This window comes from Kitasatospora sp. NPDC001683 (assembly GCF_053596495.1).
Genome location: NZ_JBSFGK010000063.1, coordinates 1 through 26347 on the forward strand (window position 1 = coordinate 1; position 26347 = coordinate 26347).

Here is a 26347-nt window from a genome sequence, read left to right on the forward strand (position 1 = left end):
CGGGAGACGGCGCTGTCGGCGTACGCGCACCAGGACGTGCCGTTCGAGCACCTGGTGGAGGTGCTGAACCCGTCCCGGTCGCTGTCCCACCACCCCTTGTTCCAGACCATCCTGGCCGTGCAGAACGCGCCGATGGGCCGGTTCTCGCTGCCCGGGCTGGAGGTGGCGACCTACGCGGTGGCCACCGGAACCGCCAAGTTCGACCTCGGCCTCAGCCTGGTCGAGCAGTTCGGTCCGGACGGGAGCCCGGCCGGGATCGTCGGCGCGGTCGAGTACGCCACCGACCTGTTCGACCGCCCGACCGTCGCCGCCCTGATCCGGCGCTGGACGCTCCTGCTGGAGGCCGTCACCGCCGACCCGGAGCGGCCGATCGGCGGGATCGACCTGCTCGACGCCGACGAGCGGCACCGGCTGCTGGAACGGGGCAACGCGACCGACCGCGAGGTGGGCGCCGTCCCGGTGCCACAGGCCTTCGCGGCGCAGGTGGCGGCGACGCCGGATGCGGTCGCGCTGGTCTGCGGTGACACCGAATTGACGTACCGTCAGCTGAACGCTCGGGCGAACCGGTTCGCGCACTCGCTGGTCGCCCGCCGGGTGGGTCCGGAGCAGCTGGTGGCGGTGGCGCTGCCGCGGTCGGTGGAGGCGGTGGTGGCGGTCCTGGGTGTGCTGAAGGCCGGGGCGGCGTACCTGCCGGTGGATCCGGCGTACCCGCGGGCGCGGATTGACTTCATGCTGGCGGACGCCCGTCCGGCGCTGCTGGTCGACGATCCCGCGATGGTGGCCGAGGTATCGGACTGGCCGGAGACCGACCCGGAGGTCGCGCTCGACGTCCGGCACCCGGCCTACGTGATCTACACCTCGGGCTCCACCGGCCGCCCCAAGGGCGTCGTGGTCGCCCACGGTGGTGTGGCGAGCCTGGTCGCCGGGCAGATCGAGGGCTTCGCGATCGACCCCGACAGCCGGGTGCTCCAGTTCGCCTCTCCCAGCTTCGACGCCTCGGTGTCGGAGATCTACACCGCCCTGCTGCGCGGCGCCACCCTGGTGCTGCCCCCGGCGGCGGACCCGGTCGCCGCGCTGACCGACCCGGGCCTCGCGGTCACCCACGCGACCGTGCCCCCGTCCGTCATCGCGGCCCTGCCGGAGGACTCGGTGACGGTGTCGAACCTGATCGTGGCGGGGGAGGCCTGCCCGCCGGAGCTGGTCGCCCGCTGGGCGCCCGGCCGCCGGATGGTCAACGCGTACGGCCCGACCGAGACCACGGTCTGCGCGACCATGAGCGACCCGCTCGCGCCCGGCTCGGGCGTGCCGCCGATCGGCCGGCCGATCGTCAACGCCCGGGTGTACGTGCTGGACGAGCGGCTACGACCGGTGCCGCCCGGCGTGCCCGGCGAGCTCTACGTCGCGGGCGCGGGCCTGGCCCGCGGCTACCTGAACCGGCCGGGCCTGACCGCCGGGCGGTTCGTCGCCTGCCCGTTCGACGCCTCGGGTGCCCGGATGTACCGCACCGGTGACGTGGTCCGCTTCCGCGCCGACGGCCAGCTGGAGTACGTCGGCCGCGCCGACGACCAGCTGAAGGTGCGCGGGTTCCGGGTCGAGCCCGGCGAGGTCGAGACCGCCCTGGCCGAGCACCCCGCCGTCGCGCAGGCCGCCGTCCTCGCCCAGGACGACCGGCTGATCGGCTACGTCGTCCCGCGCCAGGACACCGCCCGGGACGACGGACTCGAAGCCGACCACGTCGGCGAGTGGCGGGACATCTACGACGCCCTGCCGATCGCCCCCGAGGAAGCCGCGTTCGGCCAGAACTTCGTCGGCTGGAACAGCAGTTACGACGCCAGCCCGATCCCGGTCGAGCAGATGCGGGAGTGGCGGGACGCCACCGTGGCCCGGATCCTGGCGCTGCGCCCGCGCCGGGTGCTCGAGGTCGGCGTCGGCACCGGTCTGCTGCTCTCCCAGGTCGCACCGCACTGTGAGAGCTACTGGGCGACCGACTTCTCCGCCACCGCGATCGACGCGCTGGCCGCCCAGGTGGCCCGGCAGCCCGACCTGTCCGGGCGCGTCGCCCTGCAGACCCGCCCGGCGCACGACACCGACGGGCTGCCGGCCGGGGAGTTCGACACCATCGTGATCAACTCGGTGGTGCAGTACTTCCCGTCCGCGGACTACCTCGCGGACGTGGTCGAGAGGCTGATGCGGCTGCTCGCCCCCGGTGGCGCGCTGTTCATCGGCGACGTGCGGAACCTGCGGCTGCTGCGCCCGCTGGCCACGGCCGTCCAACTGCACCGGGCCACCGCCGGTACCGACCTCGCGGCGGTGCGCCGCGCGGTGGAGCAGGCCGTGCGGGTGGAGAAGGAACTCCTGGTCGACCCGGAGTTCTTCACCGTCCTGCGGGAGCGCGGCGCGGACATCGGCGCGGTGGCCGTCGAGGTCAAGCGGGCCCGCCACCACAACGAGCTGACCCGCTACCGCTACGACGTGACGCTGCACAAGGCCCCGGTCGTTCCGGCGGAACCGGACCGGACGGTCGAGCTGGAGTGGGGGCGACAGCTCGCGGGCTCGGCCGAGCTGCGCGAGCTGCTCGCCGAGCCGCCCGCCGGGGTGCTGCGGATCACCGGAGTGCCGAACCGCCGGGTGCTGCGCGAGGCCGCCCTGGCCCGGGCGGTGCAGGACGGCGACGGCGGCTCGCTCGCCGAGCTGCTGGAGCGGCCGCACGCCCCGGAGGAGACCGACCTTCCCGACCCGGAGGACTTCCACGCCCTCGGGCGGGAGTTCGACCGCTGGGTGGGCGTCACCTGGTCGGCCACCGCGTCCGACACCGTGGACGTCGTCCTCGCCGACCCGCGGGCCGTGGTGGCCTCCCCGGTCGAGGCGTACCGGTCGGCCGGGACCACCGGCAGGCCGCTGTCCTCGCTGACCAACCGCCCGACCGGCAGCCGGGGCACCGGCGCCCTCATCGGCGGACTCCGCGACTGGCTGCGCGGCCGGCTGCCCGACTACCTGGTCCCGTCCGCGTTCGTCGCGCTGGAGGTGCTGCCGCTGACGGCCAGCGGCAAGCTCGACCGCCGTGCCCTGCCGGCGCCCGACCTCGGCTCGGCCGCGATCGGGCGGGCGCCGCGCACCCCGCAGGAGCAGCTGCTCGCCGAGCTGTTCGCCGAGGTGCTCGGGCTGGCGCAGGTCGGGGTCGAGGACAGTTTCTTCGACCTGGGCGGGCACTCGCTGCTGGCGACCCGGCTGGCCTCCAGGGTCCGGGCGACCCTCGGCGCGGAGCTGGAGGTCCGCACCCTCTTCGAGACCCCGACCGTGGCCGGACTGGCGGCCCGCCTGGACGGCTCCGGAACGGCGCGGCCCGCGCTCACCGCCGGGCCGCGACCCGAACGCGTCCCACTGTCCTTCGCCCAGCGCCGCCTGTGGTTCCTGCACCGGATGGACGGGCCGAGCGCCACCTACAACATGCCGCTCGCACTCAGCCTGACCGGCGAACTCGACCGCCCGGCCCTGCACGCCGCGCTGGCGGACGTGATCGCCCGGCACGAGAGCCTGCGGACGGTCTTCCGCGAGACGGACGGCGTGCCGTACCAGGTCGTCCTGACCGCCGAGCAGGCGCACCCGGCGCTGCCGGTGGTCGAGCTCGACGAGAGCCGGCTGGCCGAACGGCTCGCGCAGACGGCCCGACTCGGCTTCGACCTGGCCGCGGAGCCGCCGGTCCGGGCGGAGCTGTACGCGCTCGCCCCCGATCGGCACGCGCTGCTGGTCGTGGTGCACCACATCGCCGCCGACGGCTGGTCGATGGGCCCGCTCGCCGGTGACCTCGCCACGGCCTACGCGGCCCGCCGCCGGGGCGAGGAGCCGCAGTGGTCCCCGCTTCCGGTGCAGTACGCCGACTACTCCCGGTGGCAGCGCGACCTGCTCGGCGACGCCGCTGACCCGGACAGCCTGTTCGCCCGGCAACTGGACTACTGGAAGGGCGAGTTGACGGGCGTGCCGCAGCGGCTCCAGCTGCCCGCCGACCGGCCGCGGCCGCCGGTGGCCTCCCAGCGGGGCGGCCGGGTGGTGGTCCGGCTGGACGCCGAACTGCACCAGGCCCTGCGGGACCTGGCGGCCGCGCGCGGCGCCAGCATGTTCATGGTGCTCCAGGCCGGCCTCGCCGCGCTGCTCACCCGGCTCGGCGCCGGTACCGACATCCCGATCGGCAGCCCGATCGCCGGCCGGACCGACCAGGCGCTGGACGAGCTCGTCGGCTTCTTCGTCAACACCCTGGTGCTGCGCACCGACACGAGCGGTGACCCCGGCTTCGCCGAACTGCTCGGCCGGGTACGGCAGAAGGCGCTCACCGCGTACGACCACCAGGACGTGCCGTTCGAGCACCTGGTCGAGGTGGTCAACCCGGCGCGGTCGCTGGCCCACCACCCGCTGTTCCAGATCATGCTGGCCCTGCAGAACGCGCCGCTGGGCGAGTTCGCCCTGCCGGGGCTGGAGACCGGCCACCTGGAGGCGCCGACCGGCACCGCCAGGGTCGACCTGACCTTCAGCCTGGCCGAGCGGTTCCGCCCCGACGGTCCCCCCGGGCCCAGCGGCCCGGGAGGTGCCCCCAGCCCCGACGGCCTGGTCGGCGCGGTGGAGTACGCCACCGACCTGTTCGACCCGGCCACCGTGGAGCTGCTGTTCGCCCGCTGGGCCCGGCTGCTGCGGGCGGCGGTCGCCGACCCGGACCGGCCGATCAGCCGGATCGACGTCATGTCCGACGCGGAACGCCACCGGCTGCTGTACGGGTTCAACGACACGGCGGCCGAGCTGCCCGAGGCCGCGGTGCCGGAGCTGTTCGCCCGTCAGGTGCTGGCCACCCCGGAGGCGGTGGCCGTCGTGGCGGCCGGCACCGAACTGACCTACCGGGAACTGGACCGGCTCTCCAACCGGCTCGCCCGGGCCCTGGTCCGCCAGGGCGTACGGTCGGAGACACCGGTCGCGGTGCTGCTGGAGCGCTCGGCGGAGCTGGTCGTGGCGATCCTGGCGATCATCAAGGCGGGCGGCGCCTACGTGCCGCTGGACTCGCGCTTCCCCTCCTCCCGGATCGAGCTGATCCTGCGGGAGAGCGGGGCCGCGCTGGTGCTCACCCAGGAGGCGCTGACCGCGCTGCTGCAGTCCGAGCCCGACCCGGCCGGCCTCGAAGTCCCGTGCAACCCGGCTCAGTTGGCGTACATCATGTACACCTCCGGCTCGACCGGGCGGCCCAAGGGCGTGGCCGTCACCCACCGCGACGTGGTGGGCCACGCGCTCACCCCCGAATGGCGCGGCGGCGGACACGAGCGGGTGCTGATGCACTCCCCGACGGCCTTCGACCTCTCCACCTACGAGCTGTGGGTGCCGCTGCTGAACGGCGGCCGGATCGTGGTCGCACCGCCCGAGCGACTCGACCTCGACCTGCTCCAGCACACCATCACCACCCACGGGGTGACCGGGCTCTGGCTGACCGCCGGACTCTTCCGACTGGTCGCCGAGGAGCGCCCGGGGCTGCTCGGCGGCGTGCGCGAGGTGTGGACCGGCGGCGACATCGTCTCCCCGGCCGCCGCCGCCCGGGTGCTGGCGGCCTGCCCCGGCATCGAGGTGGTCAACGGCTACGGGCCCACCGAGGCCACCACCCTGGCCACCTGCCACCCGGTGCGCGCCCTCCCCGAGGACGCCGCGACCGTCCCGATCGGCGGACCGATGGCGAACATGCGCGCCTACGTGCTCGACGACCGGCTGCGACCGGTGCCGACCGGCCTGGTCGGCGAGCTGTACCTGGCGGGGACGGGCGTGGCCCGCGGCTACTTCGGCCGACCCGGCCTGACCGCGGAACGCTTCACCGCCGACCCGTACGGGCCGCCCGGGAGCCGGATGTACCGCACCGGCGACCTGGCCTGGTGGCGGCCCGACGGCACGCTGGAGTTCGCCGGACGCGCCGACCACCAGGTCAAGCTGCGCGGCCTGCGGATCGAGCCCGGAGAGATCGAGGCGGTCCTGGCGGGCTGCCCGGGCGTCGCCCAGGCGGCCGTGGTCGCCCGCGAGGACCGCCCGGGCGACAAGCGGCTGGTCGCCTACCTGGTGCCCGCCCCCGAAGGTGCGCCCGAGACGGCCGAGCTGTCCGGCCGGCTGCGCCGCGAACTGCCCGACTACATGGTGCCGGCGGCGTTCGTCACCGTGGACGCGCTGCCGCTGACCGCCAACGGCAAGCTCGACCGGGCCGCCCTGCCCGCCCCCGAGTACGGCGCGTCGGACGCCGGGCGCGGCCCCCGGACACCACAGGAACAGCTGCTGTGCGGCCTGTTCGCCGAGGTCCTCGGCCGGGAGCAGGTGAGCATCGACGACGACTTCTTCGACCTGGGCGGGCATTCGCTGCTGGCCGCCCGGCTGGCCTCCCGGGTCCGCGAGACCCTCGGCCTGGAGCTGGGACTGCGGATGCTGTTCGAGGCACCGACCGTGGCCGGGCTCACCGAACGCCTGGCCATGGACGACCCCGATGACGCGCTGGACGTGGTGCTGCCGCTGCGTTCGACCGGGACCGGCACACCGCTGTTCTGCGTCCACCCCGGCGGCGGCATCAGCTGGTCGTACAGCGGGCTGCTGAACCACGTCGGCCGCGAGCACCCGGTGTACGCGATCCAGGCGCGCGGACTCGGCCGGCCCGAACCGCTGCCGACGTCCGTCGAGGAGATGGCGGCCGACTACGCCGACCACGTCCAGAAGATCCAGCCGGAGGGCCCGTACCTGCTGCTCGGCTGGTCCGCCGGCGGGTTGATCGCCCACGCGCTGGCCTGCGAGCTGCAGGCGCGCGGCGAGCGGACCGCGCTACTGGCGGTCCTCGACGCCTACCCGGTGAAGGACGTGCAGTTCGAGGTGGCTCCGGTGCCCACCGTGCGGGACGTGCTCGTCGGGGTGCTCGACGTCGACCCGGACGAACTGGGCGACCGGGAGATCACCTACGCCGAGGTCGCCGAGGTGCTGAACCGGCGGGGCAGCGCGCTGGCCGGCCTGAACGAGCGGCAGGTCGAGGTGATCGTCCAGATCATGATCAACAACGCCAAGCTGGCGGTCGACTTCGTCCCCGGCAGGTACGACGGGGACCTGCTGCTGTTCAACTCCACCATCGACCGGGCCGAGGACAACGCCGGACCCGAGACCTGGCGCCCCTACGTCGCCGGCCGGATCGAATCGCACCAGGTCACCACCCGGCACGACCGGATGACCCAGGCCGGCTCGCTGGCCCAGATCGGCCCGATCCTGGCCGCCAGGCTCGCCGAGGCCACCGGCGACACCCGTGACACCGGTGGCACCACCCTTTCCCACCAGGAGGACTGACCCATGACCAACCCCTTCGACGACCAGGACGGCACCTTCCTCGTGCTCGTCAACGACGAGAACCAGCACTCGCTGTGGCCGCAGTTCGCGGACGTCCCCGACGGCTGGACCGTCGCCCACGGCCCCGACACCCACGCCGCCTGCCTGGAGCACGTCGAGCAGTCCTGGACCGACATGCGGCCCAGGAGCCTCGCCGAGGCCATGGACGCCCAGCGGTAGCCGACGTGACCTTCACCGACACCACGGACGAGGCCCGCTCCACCGCGGGCCTCGCCCCGCCCCACGACCTCGCCGCGGACCTGCTCACCCCCGAGGCCCGGCGGGATCCGTACCCGTTCTACGCCCGGATGCGCCGCGAGGACCCGGTCCACCGCAGCGCCCAGGGCATCTGGTACCTCACCCGCTACGCCGACGTCGAGGCCGCCCTCGGCGACCTGAGGCTCTCCAACGACCGCGACCGGATGACCCACGCCTACGCCGCGCTCGGCGGAGACCTGAAGGCCTTCAGCCGCCTCACCGACCGGCTCGGCCGGGTGATGACCAACACCGACCCGCCGGATCACGGCCGGCTGCGCAGGCTGGCCAACCGCGCCTTCACCGCCCGGCGGGTCGAAGCCCTGCGCGGCGGCATCCAACGGATCGTCGACCAGCTGGTCGACCGGGCCGTCCAGGCCGGCCCGGCCATGGACCTGATCGAGGCGGTCGCCGCCCCGCTGCCGATGTCCGTGGTCTGCGAGCTCTTCGGCATCCCGCCGGAGGACCTCCCGCAGGTCGAGACCTGGTTCCGCCGCTTCGGCCGGCTGAGCGAGGACATCGACAAGTCCGAGGAGGCGATCGGGCAGTACGAGGAGTACCTCGCCCGGCTCGTCCGCCGGCGCCGGACCGACCCTGGCGACGACCTGATCAGTGCCCTGGTCGCCACCCAGGCGCAGGACGACCGGCTCACCGACTCCGAACTGCTGTCCACCTGCTTCGTCCTGATCACCGCCGGCGACGAGACCACCACCCACCTGATCGGCAACGGCGTGCTCGCCCTGCTGCGCCACCCCGACCAGCTGGCCCGGCTGCGCGCGGACCCGGGGCTGATCCGGGGCGCCGTCGAGGAACTCGCCCGCTACGACACGGTGACCCAGGCGATCGTCCGGGTCGTCGCGGAGGACCTGGAGATCGGCGGGCGGACGCTGCGGGAGGGCGAGCTGGCGTACCTGTTCCTCGCCGCGACCAACCGCGACCCCGAGCGCTTCGAGGACCCGGACCGGCTCGACCTGACCCGCCTCGACAACCGGCACCTGAGCTTCGGTCACGGCCCGCACTTCTGCCTCGGCGGCCCGCTGGCCAAGCTCCAGGCCGAGGTGGCGATCGGCACACTGGTCCGTCGGCTGCCGCAGCTGCGGCTGGCCGACGAGGCGGCGCTCGACTGGCAGCCCAACCCGTTGCAACGCCGGCTGAGCGCCCTCCCGGTCACCTACCTCACAACTGAACGATGACGAAGGAGAACTGATCATGACCCGAGAGTTCGAGGTCCGCCGGGAACAGGACCTGCCGGCCACGCCCGAGCAGGTCTGGGCCGCGGTCGCCACCGGCGCCGGCAACCTCGGCTGGCTGTACCCGATGGAGGTCGAGCCGCGCGTCGGCGGAAGGGCCACCCGGGGCGACTCCACCGTCGTGGCGTGGGAACCGCCGCACCACTTCGCCGTGCGGGCGACCCAGGACGGCGGGTTCTCCAACACGCTCAGCTATCAGATCGAGCGGGTCGACGGCGGCACGAGCCACCTGCGGATGGGGATCCACTGGGTGCACACCGGCGTCGTCGACGACGCCTGGCGGTGGGACGCCAAGTCGGACGCGGCCGAGAAGCACGTCGACTTCTACCAGCACGCCCTCGCCGAGTACCTCCGGCACTTCGCCGGCCGCCCCGCCGTCTACGTCAGGGCCCAGCGCCCCGAACCCACCGCCGACCCGGCTGACTTCGCCGCCCTGCGCCGCCGCCTCGGCCTCCCCGCGGACGTGGCCGTCGGCGATCGGCTGACGCTCGACCTCCCCGGTACGGACGGCGGCTCGCGGGAGGTGGTCGTGGACTGGCTCAGCGCCGACTTCGTCGGCCTGCGCGGCCCGGACGCGCTCTACCGGTTCTTCAACGGCAGCACCTGGAACGTGCCGATCTGGCTGGGCCACCACCTGTTCGCCGAGGACGCCGACGAGCAGCGGGCCACCAAGGCGTGGAACGCCTGGCTCAACGACACCCAAGCCTAGGACCCGCGATGGAAACCTCAACCGCAACCCTGCTCTACGCCGCCGAACTCGTCGAGGAGAACGGCACCTACACGCTCGTCGTCCAGGACGTGCGGCGCGACACCGTCCAGACCACCCCGGTCCCCAAGGCCATGGTCGACAAGCTCCCGACCTTCCTCTCGGCACTCGCCGCCAAGCTCAACCCGACGCCGCCGCGCGGCCGCTGGTAGCCCGCCCCAGCCGCCGGCCCGGGCACCGCGCCCGGGCCGGCCTCCGGAGCGGCCTCGGTCGGGCGCGGCGGACTCGGGCCCACCTCCAGGTAGTTGGCCTCCAGGGATCCGGCGCACCAGAGGCGGTCGGACGCGCTGATCACAGTCGTCACTCGGAAGCCCGACGGTTCCGACGGTGTCCGAGAGTGCCGCTGCGGTTTCAGCCGAGCGGCTTGTCGAGGATCGCCTTGGAGTGGCTGAACGTGTCGATGGAGTACTCGCCGTGGTAGCGGCCCATGCCACTCTCGCCGACGCCGCCGAACGGCAGCTCGGGGACCGCCAGGTGCGACACGGGCAGGCCGAAGACGAGCGCACCGGACGAAGTCTCCGCGGCCAGCCGCTGCTTGGTGCGGTCGGATCCGGTGAAGGCATACAGCGCGAGCGGCTTGTCGCGCTCGTTGATGAAGGCGATCGCCGCGTCGAGGTCGGGCACGGTGATGATCGGCAGGATCGGTCCGAAGATCTCCTCCCGCATCACGGGAGCCGCGGGCGGGACGTCGGCGAGCACGGTGGGTGCGAGGTAGCGGGTGGCGCGGTCGTGGTCGCCGCCGGTGACGACGCGTCCCTCGGCGAGCAGAGCGGTGAGACGGTCGAAGTGGCGCTCGTTGACGATCCGCCCGTACTCGGGGTCACCGGCCGGGTCGTCGCCGTAGGTCGCTCGGACGGCGGCGGCCAGTTCGGCCTCGAGTGCGGCGGCGGTGTCGCCGATGGCCAGTACGTAGTCGGGGGCGACGCAGGTCTGGCCGGCGTTGAGGAACTTGCCGCGGGCGATCCGCTGCGCGGTCACGGACAGGTCGACACCGGGCTCGACCACGACGGGGCTCTTGCCGCCGAGTTCGAGGGTGACGGGGGTGAGGTGCTTGGCCGCGGCCGCCATGACGATGCGCCCGACCGTGCCGTTGCCGGTGTAGAAGATGTGGTCGAAGCGCTGCTCCAGCAGTGCGGTGGTCTCCGGGACGGCGCCCTCCACGACGGCGACGGCCTGCGGGTCGAGGTAGCGGGGCAGCAGACGGGCGATGGCCGCCGAGGTCGCCGGGGCCAGCTCGCTGGGCTTGACCACCGCGGTGTTGCCGGCCGCCAGGGCGCCCACGAGCGGGGCGAGGGCCAGCTGCAGCGGGTAGTTCCACGGGGCGATGATCAGCACCACGCCGAGCGGGTCGCGGACCACCCGGGCCTCGGCCGGAAGGAAGGCGTCGGGAACGGCGGCCGGCTTCGGGTGCAGCCATTCCTCCAGGTGCTTCACCGTGTGATCGAGCTCGTTGACGGTGAAGGCCACCTCGGTGCGGTACGCCTCGGCGGCGCCCTTGCCCAGGTCGGCGTTGAGGGCGGCCAGGAGAGCCTCCGACTGCTCGGTGAGCAGCGAGCGCAAGGCCCGCAGCTGGCCGAGGCGCCAGTTGAGCGGCTTGGTGCGCCCGGACCGGAACGTGGCGCGCAGCCGCTTCACGACGGTGCCGGCGTCGGTGGCGAGGGCCTCGACCAGCCGGTGGGCGAGCGCCGCGGAGGAGGCCGGATTCTGCCCGGTGTACAGGTTGCGGTCGACGACGGTGTGCGGGGTGAAGGGGGCGGCCTCGGCGAAGTCGGCGCCGAGCTCGACCAGACGGTCCTGGACCAGCCACTCGGCGCGGTCGGCCAGGCCGGCCGCGGTCTCCTCCGCGTTGGTGAACGCGGTCATGCGGTAGCCGGCGAAGGGCCAGCTGCCGTCCGCGCGGCGCGCGGCGAGCAGCGCGGCCGGTGCGTGGCAGACCACGCCGAGCGGCCGGCCCGAGTCGAGGGTGCGGGTGAGGATCCGGCCGGACGCCTCGTTGACCGCGAGGTCCTCCATGGGGCCGTGGCCGCCGGGGTAGAAGACCAGGTCGTAGGCGTCCGGGTCGACGTCCTCCAGCCTGGCGGGACTGGTGAGCGAGGCCCGGATGGAGTCGAGGTACGCGGCGATGTCATCGGCCCGCTCCTGGCCTCCGTTGGCCGCAGCGGTCAGGCTGCCGCGGTCGACGGTGGCCGCGACACCGCCGGGGGTGGCGATGGTGATCTCGTAGCCGGCCTCGCGGAAGACGCGGTGCGGCTCGGCGAGCTCCTCGGCCCAGTAGCCGGTCGGGTGGATGGTGCCGTCGGCGAGAGTCCAGTGCGTGGCTCCGGTGACGACGAAGAGGGCGGCGGTCATGGTGGTGCTCCAGAACGAGTTGAGATCTTCGATGGTTGAAGATCTCAAGTAATGCCTTCGACGGTAGGCTCAATGGTTGGCGTTGTCAACCAATCCTGCCTGTGCTCGAGCCATGGCCAGTGTCACCCCGCCCACCGTCGGCGCACCTTCCAGCGCCTGCTGAGCCGGGGCGGGTGCGGTGCTCGCGCCCGCTCCCAGGGCTCACACCCTTGCGCCCGGTATCGCGGCAGCATATGCTCGGATCCAAGTAATCGACACCAAGTATCTCGCCGAGCCGACGCACTGGAGCCCCCGTGCCCACTCCTGAACCCCCCGCCGTCCAGAGGCCCCCGAAACGCCCCGCCAACGCCCTCGCCCTCGCCGTACTCGGGTTACTGCTGGAGCAGCCGATGCACCCCCACGCCATGGCCGCCGCGCTCCGTGAGCGCGGCATGGACCGAGCGTTCAAGCTGACGACCGGATCGCTCTACGACACCGTCCGCGCGCTCACGCGGGACGGGTGGATCGAGGCGGACGGCACCGAGCAGGTCGGCAACCGTCCGGCCCGCACCGTCTACCGCCACACCCCCGCCGGGCGGGACGGCTTCACCGACTGGCTCGACGAGCTGATCCGCGAGCCCTCACCCGAGTACCCGCGGTTCCTCTCCGCCGTCGGATACCTCGGCGCGCTGGGCCGCGTCCGCGCCGCGGCGGCGTTGCGCGAGCGGGCCGCCGCGCTGCGGGAGCGGATCGCGCAGGACGCCGAGGGCTACCGCGCGGCCCGCGAGGAGCACAACGCGCCGCGCCTGTTCGTCATCGAGGCCGAGTACGCCGCCGCCATGGCACAGGCCGAGCTGGCCTGGGTGGAGCGCACCGCCGACGAGATCGAGCGCGGGACGCTGACCTGGCCGGAAGGGGGCGGACGATGAGTGACGGCGCGTCGAAGGACGAGGTCGTCGACGTCCTGATCGCCGGAGCCGGGCCGGCCGGGCTGACGCTCGCCGGGGAGCTGGCGCGCGCGGGGGTGCGGGCGCTGGTCCTGGAGCGGGAGCCCGAACCGCCCGGCTTCTGCCGCGGGTTCAACCTCAACGCCCGGAGCCTGGAGCTGCTCGACCGCCGGGGCCTCGCCGCCCGCTTCCTCGCCGAGGGGCCGACCGTCCCGACGACGATCTTCGTCGGCCCCTCCCGCCTCGACCTCGCCGCCATGCGCACGAAGCACCCCTACGCCCTCGGCATCCCCCAGACCCGCGTGGAGGAGCTGCTCGCCGAGTGGGCCGTGGGGTCGGGCGCGCGCCTGGTCCGCGGCCGGCGCCTCACCGGGCTGCGACAGGACGACGACGGCGTGACGGTCGAGGTGGACGGCGTGGACGGCCCGTCGACCGTGCGCTGCCGATGGCTGGTCGGCTGCGACGGGGGCCGCAGCACGGTGCGCAAGGCGGCCGGGATCGGCTTCCCCGGGACACCCGCACGCAAGTTCACCCTGCTCGGGGACGTGACCCTCGCCGACCCGTCGGCCGTCTCGTTCGGCCCCAACACCGGACCCGACGGCCGCTCGGTGTTCGCGATCCCGCGCCCCGGCTACGTCCGTCTCATCACCGCCGATCCCGCACCGCCCGCGGACCCGCACGAGCCGGTGCCGCTCGATTCCTTCCAACGCGCGGTCGACGCCGCGCTGGGACACCGGGCCGAGATCGCCGAGGCGCTGTGGCTGACCCGGTTCGGGGACGCGGCGCGGCTCGCCGAGCGGTTCCGGACCGGCCGGGTGCTACTCGCCGGCGACGCCGCGCACATCCACCCCCCGGCGGGCGCCATCGGCGTCAACGCGGCGATCGACGACGCCGTCAACCTGGGCTGGAAGCTGGCCCTGGTGACGCGCGGGCAGGCGGCCGCCACGCTGCTCGACACCTACCACGACGAGCGCCACGCGGCCGGCGAACGCCTGCTCCGCAACACCCGCGCGCAGGCGGTGCTCGCCCAGGCGAACGGGGACGAGGACCACCTGGCCCCCGTCCGCGACCTGCTCGCCGAGCTGGCCGGGTCCGCTGACACGGCCGGGCCGCTGGCCGAGGCGATCACCGCGGTCGGCACCCGCTACCCCGCCTCCGGAGACCCCGGACACCCGTGGGCGGGACGGATGGTGCCGGACGTCCCGCTGGGGCAGGACGGCGAGGACAGCCTCACGGCGCTGCTGACCCGGTCGCCCGGCGGCGCACTGCTGCTCGACGGCTCGGCGAGCTCGCACGCCTTCTCCGCCGCCGCCCGTCCATGGGCGGACCGGGTCACCACCGCCCGTACCCACCCGCCCGCCCTGGAGCGCGCCCACGCGGTCCTCGTCCGCCCGGACGGGCACGCGGCGTGGATCGGCGCCCCGTCGACACCGGGGGACGCAGCCGCGGAGGAGCTGCGGGAGAACCTCGCGGGCTGGTTCGGCCGGGGTCGGATCGCCACCGAACCGCGGGCGGGGCAACAGGCGTGACACCGGTGCCGTGGTGGTCCGGCGGCCTCCGAACTCGGGCCGGGGCCACGGCACTTCTCAGTCCGCCCAGACCCGGACCAGGCAGCGGTGGGCGGACGGGTCGGGTGGGTCGGTGAAGGCGGTGCGGCCGTGCAGCACGACGGTGTTGTCCAGCCAGAGGAGGTCTCCCGGCCGCAGGGGGATGCGAAGGAGGGTGCGCGGGTCGGACAGGATCCGGTCGACGGCGTCGAGGGCCGTCCGCTCCGCGGAGGTCAGGGGCACGCCGGCTTCGTGCTGGGCGCGTTCGATCCCGCGCCTGTTGTAGTGCACGCGCAGCTCGGCGCCGTCCCGCTGGAAGACGGGCCGGAGCCGGTCGAAGCCGGCCCCCCGGCCGAAGTGGAAGTCCCGGTGGAGGCGGGGCAGGGCCCAGGGATCCTCGGTGAGCAGCCGGTTGTGCACGGTGTGGCCGCTGGCCAGGAGGGTCTCCCCGCCCTGTGCCGCCGGCCGTACGGCCAGCAGCCCGAGCAGTTTCGGCGGATGGGGTGCCGGCGTCCGGTCGGTGTGCGGGGTGAGGGCGAGGTTGGTCTTGCCCAGTCCGGCGTTGTCGACCACGGTGATGAGGCCACCGGGGTCCGCCGGCCTCGGGGTGCCCAGCGAGGCGGCGAGCCGGCGACACATCGCGGCGCACTCCTGGTCGGTGCGACCGTCCACCGGGAGGCCTCGGAGGACGACGAACCCGCGGCCGTTCCGCACCCGCTGGGTGACCCGCGTGGCCAGCTCGGCCAGTGCCGGTGCCGCGTGCTCCCGCCGTCCGCCCAGCGCACGTGAGCAGGCGGGTGGCAGCGGGATCAGCCAGTCCGCCTCGCTGAGTTCGTGGCCGTTCCACGCCGTGGGTGCTTCGATGGGGGAGGGCTGGGACAACTGTTCACCTTTCCGCGGCACCTGCTGACGAACCGGCGAATCGAGTGGTGACGGGGTTGGGCAGCAGCGCCCAGTGGTCGCCCGCCGGCGAGAGCCGCATCATCGTCAGTGCCTTGACCGGCAGTTGCTCCGTCCGCAGTGCCAGCAGGTCGGGGGCCGGGGGGAGGTCGCGGGTGGCGGCGTCGAGCAGGTCGCCCAGTTCCGCGGCGTTCCCGGCGAGGGGGCCCAGTGCGCCCGTGATCAGACAGCTGAGGACCTTGCGGCGCAGGACGGTGGGGTCGTCCTCGAGGAGCCGGCCGGTGATCGGGGGTGCGGGGAAGCCGTGGCGGACCAGCCGGGCGGGGCTGACCCGGATGTCGGCGAGGTCCCGGTAGACGAGTCTCCGGGTCCGCAGCTCCAGGTCGACCACCGCGAGGAGGTTCTGCCCGTGCGCTTCCAGGGCCACCCCCAGGTCGAGCAGGTCCAGGCAGACGCCGAGGGCCAACCGCGCGAAGTCGGTGATGCGCGCCCGTCGTTCGCGCGGGCTGAGGGAGGCGAGGTGCCCGGACAGCTCGGCCACGGGGATCACCTGTTCGTCCGTCCCGGCGTGGACGTACGGTGATTCGCGCAGGACCGCCGCCAGTTCCGGCGTGCCCGCCCCGGCGGCGGCCAGTGTCCGGGTGACGTGCAGTCGGCCGTCCAGCCGGTCCGCGACCCGGGTTGCCAGTTCGGAGGTGGCCAGCGCGTGGTCCACCGAATAGGCCGAGATGTCCCGCACCTGGGAGGTGAGCCGGGCGCTCAACGCGGTCTTCACATGGATCCGGCGGTCGAGGGCGAGCGTCCGCAGGGACAGCAACGGATGGGCCGGCGGGCCGGACAGCACCGGCCGGCCGGCGAGGACGTGCTCGGCCTGCCAGGGGTGCACCGGGAGCAGCACGGTGTCCCCGTCCCGCCACTGGGAGGGCCACGGTCCCCGCACGATCGCCCCCGTCACGGGCGCGAGCCGCAGACCGACCACCGGCCGGTGTTCGGGGGCGTAGGCCAGCTGCTCGGCGGCCGAGAAGCCGGGCCGGGAGCGGCAGGTGGGGTGGTACGGGTGGCCGTCCGGTGACCGCTGCTCCCACTCCCAGGGCTCCGACGGCGGCCCGGCCGCGGGAGGAGCCGTCCGGGAGAGCGCCAAGGAGGCGACGCTGTGGTCGAGTTCGGCGGCGAACGGGGCGCCGCCGGGTACGGGCAGCGCGGCCATCAGCCGGGCCGGATGGTCGTACGGGACGCCGTCCAGCTCCACGACGGCGACCGCAGTCCCCGTTGCCCACGGATCCGACGGCGGACCGTGCAGCCGTCGCCCGTCGGCGAGTCGGATCGAGATCCCGGCACTTCCGCGAGTACGGGCCGCGATCCACGGCAGCGGTTCATGGACCAGCCCGCGCCACAGCCGGGCCAGCACCGTAGCCCGGGCCCCGGGCAGGGCGGCGAGGTAGGCGGACGTCAATTCCGGTCGAACGCTTTCCAGTTCCTCGGCAAGCTCGCGTTCGGCGGATGTGTCGCACACCCCGTTGTTCTACCGCGGGCGGACGACCGCCACACATACTGCTCCTCGATGAATACTTTCGCCCGCGAAGCCGATGCCCTGGCCATGGCGCCCTTGCTCAACTGTCTGCTCAGGGAAGCCGCCCTGCCGGCCTCGGAACCGGCCTCGGAACCCGCGGCCGGTCGCGCGGTCCACCGCCTGCGCGCCACCGGCCGGCTGCTGCGCGTGCGCACCGGCCACCGCTCCGGCGCACCCGAGCTCTGGACCGGCACGACCTGGCAACCCGTGCGTCACAGTGGCCTGATCGACCTCGCCGCCCAGGAGATGCGTGCCGTCACCGGACACTCCAACGCCGCCCTGGCCGCCGAGATGACCGCCGGCCGTGAGGTCGTCGAGGCCCTCCTCGCCGCCCGCTCCCGGGCCGTCCCGCCGGACAGCGTGTGGCTGCGCTCCGAGCAGGCCCTGGTCATGGGCCACCCCTACCACCCGGCCCCCAAGGCCCGCAGCGGCGGTGGCCCGCCCGGTTCCTGGCTGCGCTACGCACCGGAGACGCACGCCCGCTTCCCGCTCGTCCTGCTGGGCGTGCGCGAGGACGCGGCGGTCGACGACGGCGACACCCGCGCCCTGGACACCCTGGGCCGGGCACCCGACGGGTACCGGCTGCTCCCCGTCCATCCCTGGCAGTTCGACCTCACCCGCCACCTGCCGGCGGTGCGCGCCGCCTTCACCGAGGGCCGCCTCGTCCACCTGGGCCACACGCCCTGGGACGCCCGGGCCACCGCCTCGGTGCGCACGGTCCACGTCCCCGGCGGCGCCGAACGCCCCGGGGCGTCCGGGGACTTGTTCCTGAAGTTCAGCCTGGAGGTGCAGATCACCAACGACGTCCGGCGGATCCGCCGGCACGAGCTGCGCCACGTGCGCCGCACCGACCCGCTGGTCACCGCGGCCTTCCGGGCCATGGGCGACCCCGCGGCGTGGCTGAGCGAACGCGGGTACCGCACGGTTCGCGGCCTGGAGGAGACCTTCCCCGTCCTGGTCCGCGACGGCCTGGACGAGCACCTGCTCCCGGGTGCCACCGCACTGCTGGCCGCGGCCCTCACCGAGGGCTTCGACGGCGATCCGCTCGACCGCCTCACCGACCCGCTGCTGTGGTGGTCGGCCTACCTGGACCGCGTGGTCCCGCCCGTGCTGGAGGCCTACGCCCGGCACGGCATCGCCGTGGAGTGCCACCTCCAGAACACGCTGATCGCCGTCGGCCCGGACGGTCTGCCCGTGCAGGCCCTCTTCCGCGACGCCGAAGGCGCCAGGGCGATCCCCGCGACGCCCCAGGAGGCCGCCTGGCAGCGCCTGACCTACTGTCTCGTCGTCAACAACCTGACCGGGATCGCCGACGCCCTCACCCAGCGCTTCCCCGCCGCCGCGGAGGCCCTGTGGCCGCTGGCGCGGCAGGCGGTCCAACGCTGCGACAAGGAGCTCGGCCTCCCGGCGGCCGAGAACTTGCTCGCCGCGGCAACGGTCCCGGGCAAGGCCAACCTGCTGTCCCGCTGGATCGACGCGGACGGCACCGAACCCTGCTACGTCCCCGTCCCCAACCCGCTGGTCGGCCACCCTTGAGGCCTGCTGGGCTACCTGATGCGGGCGAGGAAGTCGAGCACCCGACGGGTTGCCTGCGCCGCCGCGTGCTTGTCGTGCGAGGGCAGACTGCTGTCGGTGAACAGGTGCCTGTCTCCGGGATAGAGGAACAGCTCGGCAGCCGGTGCCGTCCCGACGAGCGCGCGGGCCGCGTCCACATCGCCTTCCCCGGCGAAGAACGGATCCCCGTCCATGCCGTGGACCTGGACGGGGACGCCCTGGGGCCAGGCACCGCCGAACTCCGAAACCGGAAGGCACGCCTCCAGCAGCAGCGCGCCCTTGGCGCCGGGGCGGGTCTGGGCCAGCTTCTGCGCCGGCAGCACGCCGAGCGAGAACCCGAGGTAGACGAGCTCCGCGGGCAGCTCCTCGGCGGCGGCCGTCCCGCGCTCGACGACCGTGCCGAACCCGATGCTCTCGGCGTAGTCGATGCCCTCGTCGAGCCGGCTGAACACGCGCTCCTCGAACAGGTCCGGAACGTGGACGCGGTGCCCGGCCCGTCGAAGCCGCTCGGCGAACTCGCGGACGCCGGCGGTCAATCCGTGTCCGTGGTGGAAGACCAGCACCTCAGCCATGTCATTCTCCTCGTGCCGCGGTGCCCGGGCGGCGCCGCGGCACGAGTATGACGCGCGGTACTGACACCGGCGGTTGCCCGGCCCGGGGTGCCGCGGCCGCTGTCGCTCCGCATCCGAAGGGCCGACTGCAATTTCAAAGTGATATGTCACACCCTATTGATTGGGATGGGGCGTTCATGACACCGTGCCAGGCGACGCCTCCACAGCACGTACGTGAGGCGAACCCCCCACCCCCCACAAGGAGTGACGATGCGTCACCGACTTCGGCTACCCCGAGCACTGGCCGTGCTCGCCGCCGCAAGTACCGCCATCACCGGCCTCGCAGCCGCCCCGAGCTTCGCCGCCCCCACGGTGCAGACGGGTCAGCAGGCGAGCCAGGCCCCCCGCCCCGCGCACCTCGGCGGCATAGCCCCCACCGGCACCGCCTTCGGTCTCGACACCAACGCGCAGACCCAGGCCGGCCGGCTCGCACCTGCCCAACTCCCGCCGCGCTCCCCGCAGTCGGCCGTGCCGCAGGCCCCGAAGCCCAAGCTCGCCAAGGCCCCGGCCCGAGCAGCGGCAGGCCAGGCCACCGCCGAAACCTCCTGCACCCCGGCCGACTTCAGCGGCCGCACCGGCGCGGACCTGGTCGGCTACGTCCAGGGTTCGACCATCGACTGCATCAGCTCGCTGTTCCGCATCACCGGCGGCGACGCCAACGGCGTGTTCAAGCAGAGCCAGATGATCGCGGTGGCCGACGGCCTGCGCAGCGCCGCCGCCTCGTACACCGGCGACAACTCGACCGGCGTCTTCCAGCTGGTCTACTTCCTCCAGGCCGGCTTCTACGTGCAGTACTACCACCCGGGCGACGTCGGCACCTACGACGCGACCCTGACCAGCGCCGTGCAGGCCGCGCTGGACACCCTGGTGGCCAGCCCGCACTTCCTGGACGTCAACGAGGGCAACGGCCAGGTCGCGGGCCAGGCGATGATCCTCAGCGACAGCGCCAACCTCCAGGCCCACTACCTCAACACCTACCAGCGGGTGCTGAACGCGTACAACAGCTCGTGGGACTCGTCCTGGTACATGGTGAACTTCGTCAACAGCGTGTACACCCCGATCTTCCGCGGCCACCAGAACGCCGACTACGTCGCGGCCGTCACCGCCGACCCGAGCCTGATCAACACCCTCGACAGCTTCGCGCTGAACCACCGGAGCATGCTCGGCGGCAACAACTCCTTCCTGGACTCCAACGCCGGTCTGGAGACGGCCCGGTTCATCGAGCACCCGGCGCTGGTGAACACCGTCCGGCCGCTGATCAAGGGCCTGATGGACGTCTCGTCGATCACCGGCCCGACGGCGCCGCTGTGGGTCGGCGTGGCCGGCATGGCCGCGTTCTACGACAAGGCGAACTGCTCGTACTACGGCGTCTGCGACCTGCCGGCGCGGCTCAAGGCCGCCGCCCTGCCGGTCAGCCACACCTGCGACGCCACCCACAGCATCCTGGCGCAGAGCCTGACCGCCGCCGATCTCGCCGCCGTCTGCGCCAGCCTGCAGAACCAGGACCCGTTCTTCCACAACCTGGTCAAGGACAACGGTCCGATCGCCGGCCAGTACGAGAACTCGCTGCAGATGGTGGTCTTCGCCTCCCCCCTGGACTACCAGACCTACGCGGGCGGCATCTACGGCGTCAGCACCAACAACGGCGGCATCACGCTGATCGGCGACCCGACCGCCCCCGCCAACCAGCCGATCTCGCTGACCTACCAGAACGGCAACGACGGCTTCACGGCAGGCATCTGGAACCTCAACCACGAGTACACCCACGCCCTCGACGGCCGGCTCGACATGAAGGGCGACTTCACCCAGCAGATCTCCGTGCCGGACGTCTGGTGGATCGAGGGCGTCGCCGAGTACGTGTCCTACACCTACCGGAACGTCACCGACACCGGTGCGATGGCCGAGGCGCCCAAGCACACCTACGCGCTCAGCACGCTGTTCCAGAACACCTACGACAACAGCGACACCACCCGCACCTACCCGTGGGGCTACCTGGCGGTCCGCTTCATGGTCGAGAAGCACCCGGACGTCATCCAGACCATGCTGGGCCACTTCCGGACCGGCGACTACACCGGCGGCTACGCGGTCTACAACTCGATCGGCACCGCGTACGACGCCGAGTTCAACACCTGGCTGGACGCCTGCGCCGCAGGCGCCTGCGCGGTGAGCGGCGCACCGACCGCCGCCTTCAGCGCCGTCCCGTCCGGCCTGGACGTCCGGTTCACCGACCGGTCGACCGAGTCCGGCGGCGGCAGCATCGTCTCCTGGGCCTGGAACTTCGGTGACGGTGCCACCTCCACCGCCCAGAACCCCGCGCACACCTACGCCGCGGCCGGCAACTACGACGTCAGCCTCACGGTGACCGACGGCAACGGGAAGACCAACACCATCACCCAGTCCGTCACGGCCAGCGCCGTCACCGCCTGCACCGCGGCCGACACCCGGGTGCTGGACAAGAACTGCTCCCGCACCAACCAGTCCGCGACCGCCGGCAACCTGGACTACTACTACATCTACCTGCCGGCCGGCACCACCACCCTGAAGATCGACAGCTCCGGCGGCACCGGCACCGCGTACCTGCTCTACAACCCCGACAGCTGGGCCACGCCGAACGACTACACCGACGGCTCGACCACCTACGGCACCACCGACCAGAGCCTGACCGTCACCAACACCACGGGGGGCTACCGCTACATCAGCCTCTACGCCCAGACCGACTTCAGCGGCGTGACCATCACCACCCAGTACTGATCCGACCACAGCGCGGCGGCCCGGAGCACCGGCTCCGGGCCGCCGTCCGCGCGCATGCCGCCGGGCAGCGACGCTACGGCGCCTGACGACGGTTTCCCCCCGGCACACCCATGCGGGTGATCCTGCCGCCGGTCCGGTGAGGCTTCGCCGGGGTCGTTCCGTCCGGGGTGGTTGGCTGTCCGGCGACCCCGGGCTCTCCCGTTCGGCAGCGGACCGGTGGGCCGCACTCCGTGGGTTCCTGGGCAGCTGGAGGTGGTCGGTGGTGACGGCTCGGAACCGGTCCCGGTCGGGGCGGGCCGCCGAGGCGCTGCGGCGCCTCGGCGGGATCCCCGGGCGGATCCGTGCCGCGGTCGGCGCCCGGATGTCCGCGGTCGTGCAACGGCTCGAGCGAGTGCCCGCGCCGCCCGGACCGTTCCGGCCCGGGTTCTGGCGCAGCCCGATCCGCGGGCCGTGGCTGACCTCGGTGTTCGGGCTGGTCCTGCTCGTCGGGATCCCGGTCCTCTTCGTGACCGGGGCACTGTCCTACGCCGCCTACAACCCCGGCCTCGGCCCGCTCAACGACCAGACACCGGGCAAGGGCCCGCTGGGCTTCTACCTCTTCGACTGGCCGGCCGGACCGGCCTGGCTCTACCGGGTCACCCAGGGCGTCCACGTCACGCTCGGCGTCGTCCTGGTCCCGGTGGTGCTGGCCAAGCTGTGGTCGGTGATCCCGAAGCTGTTCGAATGGCCGCCCGCGCGCAGCGCCGCCCACGCCCTGGAGCGACTGTCGCTGCTGATGCTGGTCGGCGGGGCGGTGTTCGAGTTCGCGACCGGGATCCTCAACATCCAGCTCCACTACGTCTTCCCGGGATCCTTCTACACCCTGCACTTCTACGGGGCGTGGGTGTTCATCGCCGCGTTCGCCGTCCACGTCGCCCTCAGACTCGGCCGGATGCTCCGCGCCCTGAACTCGCGCTCCCTGCTGCGGGAGCTGCGCACCGGCCTCGCCGACACCGGGCCCGAACCGCCGGACGCCGAAGGCCTCGTGGCGGTGGCCCCGGCCCCACCGACGATCGCCCGGCGCGGTGCGCTGGCGCTGGTGGGCGCCGGGTCCCTGGTCCTGTTCGCGGTCACCGCGGGGCAGAGCCTCGGCGGCCGGCTCCGGGCCACCGCGCTGCTGGCACCGCACAACCGCGACCCGCAGGAGGGGCCGAACGGCTTCCAGATCAACAAGACGGCCGCCTCCGTGGGCGTCTCGGCGGCGATGGTCGGCCCCGACTGGCGATTGGAGCTGCACGGCGCCGGGCCGGTACAGGCGTTCACCCGGGAGCAACTGCTGGCGATGGGGCGGCATTCGGCCCGGCTGCCGATCGCCTGCGTGGAGGGCTGGTCCACCGAGGACCAGCTCTGGAGCGGACTGCGGCTCGCCGATCTGGCCGCGCTGGCCGGTCTGCCGGACGCGGCGAGCGTGCTCGTGGAGTCGGTCCAACCGCCCGGTCCCTACGCCTCCGTGGTGCTGCGCGGCAACCAGATCCGCGAACCGCGCTCGCTGCTCGCCCTGCACGTCAACGGGGCCGACCTCTCGCTCGACCACGGCTACCCGGCCCGCGTCATCGTCCCCGCCAATCCCGGCGTGAACAACACCAAGTGGGTCCGTCGACTGACCTTCCGGACGTGAGGGCCTGACGATGGACCGCCGCGCACCCTTCCTCCGCTGGTACGGCGCAGGGCCGCTGCACCTGCTCGTGCTCCTCGCCTCGTTCGCTCTGACCGGCTACGCGGTCGAGCGACTCGTGGCGGTGCGGCCCCTCGCGGTGGCCGTCTGGTTCGTCGGCGCGGCCGTCGCCCACGACCTCGTCCTGCTCCCGCTCTACTCGCTGGCCGACCTCTCCGCCCGGTCCGTACTGCGCCATCGCCCCGGGCCGGCGCCGACCGTGGGCTGGATCAACTACCTCCGGGTGCCCGCGCTCCTGTCCGGCCTCCTGCTGCTGGTCTGGTTCCCCCTGATCCTCGACCTCTCCGTGCCCTACCCGGGCGCCACCGGGCTGTCGGAGGAGGTCTACCTCGGCCGGTGGCTCGCCATCACCGGAGTCCTCTTCGGCGCGGCCGCCGTCGGCCTCGCGCTCAAGCTCCGCCGTGCTCGACGAACCGGGCGCTCCACGCGGTCCGACGGCGTTCGGAAACCGTAAGGCCGTGGTCCGCGGAGTCCGCCCCGGTCGGCTCCTACAGTGGCGGGGACGCTCTTCCGACGAGCTTCCCACGAGAGGTAGGACAGATGACGGCAGGTCAGGAGAGGCCGCGGGCGGAGCTGGGTGTGATCGGCGGCTCGGGGCTGTACGCGCTGCTGGACGAGGTGACCGAGGTGCGGGTCGACACGCCGTACGGGCCGCCCAGCGACGCGCTGTTCCTCGGCGAGGTGGCCGGCCGGCGGGTCGCCTTCCTGCCCCGGCACGGGCGTGGTCACGGCCTGCCGCCGCACCGGATCAACTACCGCGCCAACCTGTGGGCGCTGCACTCCCTGGGCGTTCGGCAGGTGCTGGGCCCGTGCGCGGTGGGCGGGCTGCGGGCGGAGTACGGACCGGGCACGCTGCTGGTGCCGGACCAGTTCGTGGACCGCACCTCGGGCCGGGTGCAGACCTACTACGACGGGCAGCCGCTGCCGGACGGCTCGGTGCCCGGGGTGGTGCACGTGCCGATGGCCGACCCGTACTGCCCGGCCGGGCGGCGGACCGTCCTGGAGGCGGCGCGCGGGGCGGCGTGGGAGCCGGTGGACGGCGGGACGCTGGTGGTGATCGAGGGCCCGCGCTTCTCCACCCGGGCCGAGTCCCGCTGGTTCACCGCCAACGGTTGGTCGGCGGTCGGCATGACCGGGCACCCGGAGGCCGTGCTGGCACGTGAACTCGGGCTCTGCTACGCCTCGTTGGCGCTGGTCACCGACCACGACGCCGGGGTGGGGAGCGGGGACGGAGTCACCCACACCGAGGTGCTGGAGGTCTTCGCGGGCAACGTCGACCGACTGCGCACGGTGCTGTTCAAGGCCCTGGAGGCCCTGCCCGCCGTCCGGGAGTGCCCCTGCCCGCACGCGCTGGACGGCCTCACCACCGGTCTGCCCGGTGTCCCGGGCGACTGACCGGCCCGTGCTCACCCGGACCCTGCCCTGCGCCGTCGCCCTCACCGCACTGGTGACGGCCCTCGCCCTCACCGTGACCGGCGGCGGGACGCTCGGCGACCGCCCGCCGCTCTACGACTGGTACGCCCTCGACACCGCCCTGTTCGCGCTCGCGCTGCTCCTGCTGCGGAGGGTGGGCGACCGCCAGGTGGTGCCGGTCGTCCTGGCCGGGAGCCTGCTGGTCGCCGCGACCGGGCTGCTCGCGCCGCCCCGCACCAGCGACGACGCCTACCGCTACGTGTGGGACGGGCGGGTCCAGGCGGCCGGCATCTCCCCCTACGCGTACGCCCCGGACGACCCGGCCCTGTTCCGGCTGCGCGATCCGGGCCTCTTCCCGGACGGCGACGGCTGCAAAGCCTGGGACGAGCACCGGACCGCGGCCGGGGACTGCATCCGGATCAACCGGCCCGCCGTGCACACCATCTATCCGCCGGTCGCGGAGGCGTGGTTCCTCGTCGCGCACCCCTTCGGCGGTGGAGTGCGCGGCATGCAGGTCGGCGGCGCCCTGCTGGCGGTCGCCACCACCGGCACGCTGCTCCTCGTCGGTGGGCGGAGCCGGCGGGCGGCGCTGTGGGGCTGGTGCCCGGGCGTGACGGTGTGGGCCGTCAACGACGCGCACGTCGACGCCCTCGGCGCGCTCCTCATGGTGGCCGGGCTGGGCTGCGCCGCCCGCCGCCGGCCCGGCGCCGGCGGCGCCCTGCTCGGCGCGGCGGTGGCGACCAAGCTGCTGCCGGCGCTCGCCCTGCCCGGCGCGGTGTCCGGGCTGCTGGCGCGGCGGCCGACCAGGCGGGACCTGGTGCTGTTCGGGTCGGCCCTCGGCACGTTCGCGGCGGTCTACCTCCCGTACGTCCTGGCCTCGGGCCTGGGCGTGCTGGGCTACCTGCCCGGCTACCTGCGGGAGGAGGGGTACGAGCAGGGGCACCTCGAACGGTTCGGCCTGCTGCGGGTGGTGCTGCCCGACCGCTGGGCCCCGTGGGCGGCCGCCCTGGCGCTGGCGGCGGTGGTGCTGTGGGTGCTGCGGCGCGGTGACCCGGACCGGCCCTGGCGGGGCGCGTTCCTGGTGACCGGGACGGCCCTGCTGCTCGTCGCACCGAGCTACCCCTGGTACGGACTCCTGCTGGTGGCCCTGGTCGCACTGGACGGACGGTGGGAGTGGCTGGCCGTGCCCGCGGCCGGGCAGGTGCTCTACCTGGAGGGCGGTGAGGACGCCCAGCGCGCCGCGTACGGTGCCGCCCTGGTCTGCGTGCTCGTGGTACCACTGCTGCGCTGGGCCGCGCGGGCCGTGCTGGTCCGGGCGGCGAGCCGGTCGGCGAGCAGGGCGCGGCCGGAGATGACGAAAGTCTGACGGG

17 protein-coding genes are annotated in these 26347 nt (G+C 73.5%); 13 read left to right on the forward strand and 4 right to left on the reverse strand.

Going from position 1 to position 26347, the window contains the following annotated elements; all coding sequences use genetic code 11:
- From ACWCYO_RS28250 to ACWCYO_RS28270, 5 genes are all read left to right on the forward strand, one after another.
- On the forward strand, nt 1–7332 hold a 7332-nt coding region (locus tag ACWCYO_RS28250), incomplete at its 5' end, for an amino acid adenylation domain-containing protein (RefSeq protein WP_449785765.1).
- A gap of 3 nt (nt 7333–7335) precedes the next feature.
- On the forward strand, nt 7336–7551 hold the full coding sequence (locus tag ACWCYO_RS28255) for an MbtH family protein (protein ID WP_270140401.1): 216 nt from the start codon (nt 7336–7338) through the stop codon (nt 7549–7551).
- 5 nt (nt 7552–7556) lie between these two features.
- Nucleotides 7557–8819: a cytochrome P450 family protein gene (locus ACWCYO_RS28260; protein ID WP_270140399.1), complete on the forward strand. Its 1263-nt coding sequence runs from the start codon at nt 7557–7559 to the stop codon at nt 8817–8819.
- Nucleotides 8820–8835: 16 nt separating this feature from the next.
- A complete protein-coding gene (locus ACWCYO_RS28265) occupies nt 8836–9585 on the forward strand; it encodes an SRPBCC family protein (protein ID WP_270140398.1) in 750 nt (249 codons plus the stop codon).
- An 8-nt stretch (nt 9586–9593) separates the two neighbouring features.
- Entirely contained in the window at nt 9594–9794 is a 201-nt protein-coding gene (locus ACWCYO_RS28270; protein ID WP_270140397.1) for a hypothetical protein, read from the forward strand.
- A 199-nt stretch (nt 9795–9993) separates the two neighbouring features.
- Here ACWCYO_RS28270 and ACWCYO_RS28275 read toward each other — a convergent pair whose 3' ends face one another.
- A complete protein-coding gene (locus ACWCYO_RS28275) occupies nt 9994–11991 on the reverse strand; it encodes an aldehyde dehydrogenase family protein (RefSeq protein ID WP_449785766.1) in 1998 nt (665 codons plus the stop codon).
- Nucleotides 11992–12284: 293 nt separating this feature from the next.
- Here ACWCYO_RS28275 and ACWCYO_RS28280 point away from each other — a divergent pair, with 293 nt between their 5' ends.
- Both ACWCYO_RS28280 and ACWCYO_RS28285 read left to right on the forward strand, forming a co-directional pair.
- On the forward strand, nt 12285–12899 hold the full coding sequence (locus tag ACWCYO_RS28280; RefSeq protein ID WP_270140393.1) for a PadR family transcriptional regulator: 615 nt from the start codon (nt 12285–12287) through the stop codon (nt 12897–12899).
- Nucleotides 12896–14446, forward strand: coding sequence for an FAD-dependent monooxygenase (locus ACWCYO_RS28285; RefSeq protein WP_449785767.1), 1551 nt, complete (start codon nt 12896–12898; stop codon nt 14444–14446). The genes ACWCYO_RS28280 and ACWCYO_RS28285 overlap by 4 nt, the downstream gene beginning before the upstream one ends.
- A 57-nt stretch (nt 14447–14503) precedes the next feature.
- Here the strand turns inward: ACWCYO_RS28285 and ACWCYO_RS28290 are convergent, their stop codons facing one another.
- Nucleotides 14504–15346, reverse strand: coding sequence for a TauD/TfdA family dioxygenase (locus ACWCYO_RS28290; RefSeq protein ID WP_449785768.1), 843 nt, complete (start codon nt 15344–15346; stop codon nt 14504–14506).
- A 4-nt stretch (nt 15347–15350) separates the two neighbouring features.
- The gene (locus tag ACWCYO_RS28295) at nt 15351–16877 is read right to left on the reverse strand and encodes an IucA/IucC family protein (protein ID WP_449785769.1); all 1527 of its coding nucleotides are present in this window, start codon (nt 16875–16877) and stop codon (nt 15351–15353) included.
- Nucleotides 16878–16925: 48 nt separating this feature from the next.
- Here ACWCYO_RS28295 and ACWCYO_RS28300 point away from each other — a divergent pair, with 48 nt between their 5' ends.
- A complete protein-coding gene (locus ACWCYO_RS28300) occupies nt 16926–18470 on the forward strand; it encodes an IucA/IucC family protein (RefSeq protein WP_449785770.1) in 1545 nt (514 codons plus the stop codon).
- 11 nt (nt 18471–18481) lie between these two features.
- Here the strand turns inward: ACWCYO_RS28300 and ACWCYO_RS28305 are convergent, their stop codons facing one another.
- The gene (locus tag ACWCYO_RS28305; protein ID WP_449785771.1) at nt 18482–19060 is read right to left on the reverse strand and encodes a dienelactone hydrolase family protein; all 579 of its coding nucleotides are present in this window, start codon (nt 19058–19060) and stop codon (nt 18482–18484) included.
- Nucleotides 19061–19309: 249 nt separating this feature from the next.
- Between ACWCYO_RS28305 and ACWCYO_RS28310 the strand changes: the two genes are divergently transcribed.
- From ACWCYO_RS28310 to ACWCYO_RS28330, 5 genes are all read left to right on the forward strand, one after another.
- On the forward strand, nt 19310–21850 hold the full coding sequence (locus tag ACWCYO_RS28310) for a collagenase (RefSeq protein WP_449785772.1): 2541 nt from the start codon (nt 19310–19312) through the stop codon (nt 21848–21850).
- Nucleotides 21851–22211: 361 nt separating this feature from the next.
- Nucleotides 22212–23507 carry a molybdopterin-dependent oxidoreductase gene (locus ACWCYO_RS28315; protein WP_449785785.1) on the forward strand — a complete coding sequence of 432 codons (1296 nt, stop codon included), beginning with the start codon at nt 22212–22214 and terminating at the stop codon, nt 23505–23507.
- 10 nt (nt 23508–23517) lie between these two features.
- Complete coding sequence (locus tag ACWCYO_RS28320; protein WP_449785773.1) at nt 23518–24018, forward strand: hypothetical protein; 501 nt, start codon at nt 23518–23520, stop codon at nt 24016–24018.
- 86 nt (nt 24019–24104) lie between these two features.
- Nucleotides 24105–24959: an S-methyl-5'-thioadenosine phosphorylase gene (locus ACWCYO_RS28325; protein ID WP_449785774.1), complete on the forward strand. Its 855-nt coding sequence runs from the start codon at nt 24105–24107 to the stop codon at nt 24957–24959.
- Nucleotides 24960–24966: 7 nt separating this feature from the next.
- The gene (locus ACWCYO_RS28330; protein WP_449785775.1) at nt 24967–26343 is read left to right on the forward strand and encodes a glycosyltransferase 87 family protein; all 1377 of its coding nucleotides are present in this window, start codon (nt 24967–24969) and stop codon (nt 26341–26343) included.
- Nucleotides 26344–26347: the final 4 nt, after the last annotated feature.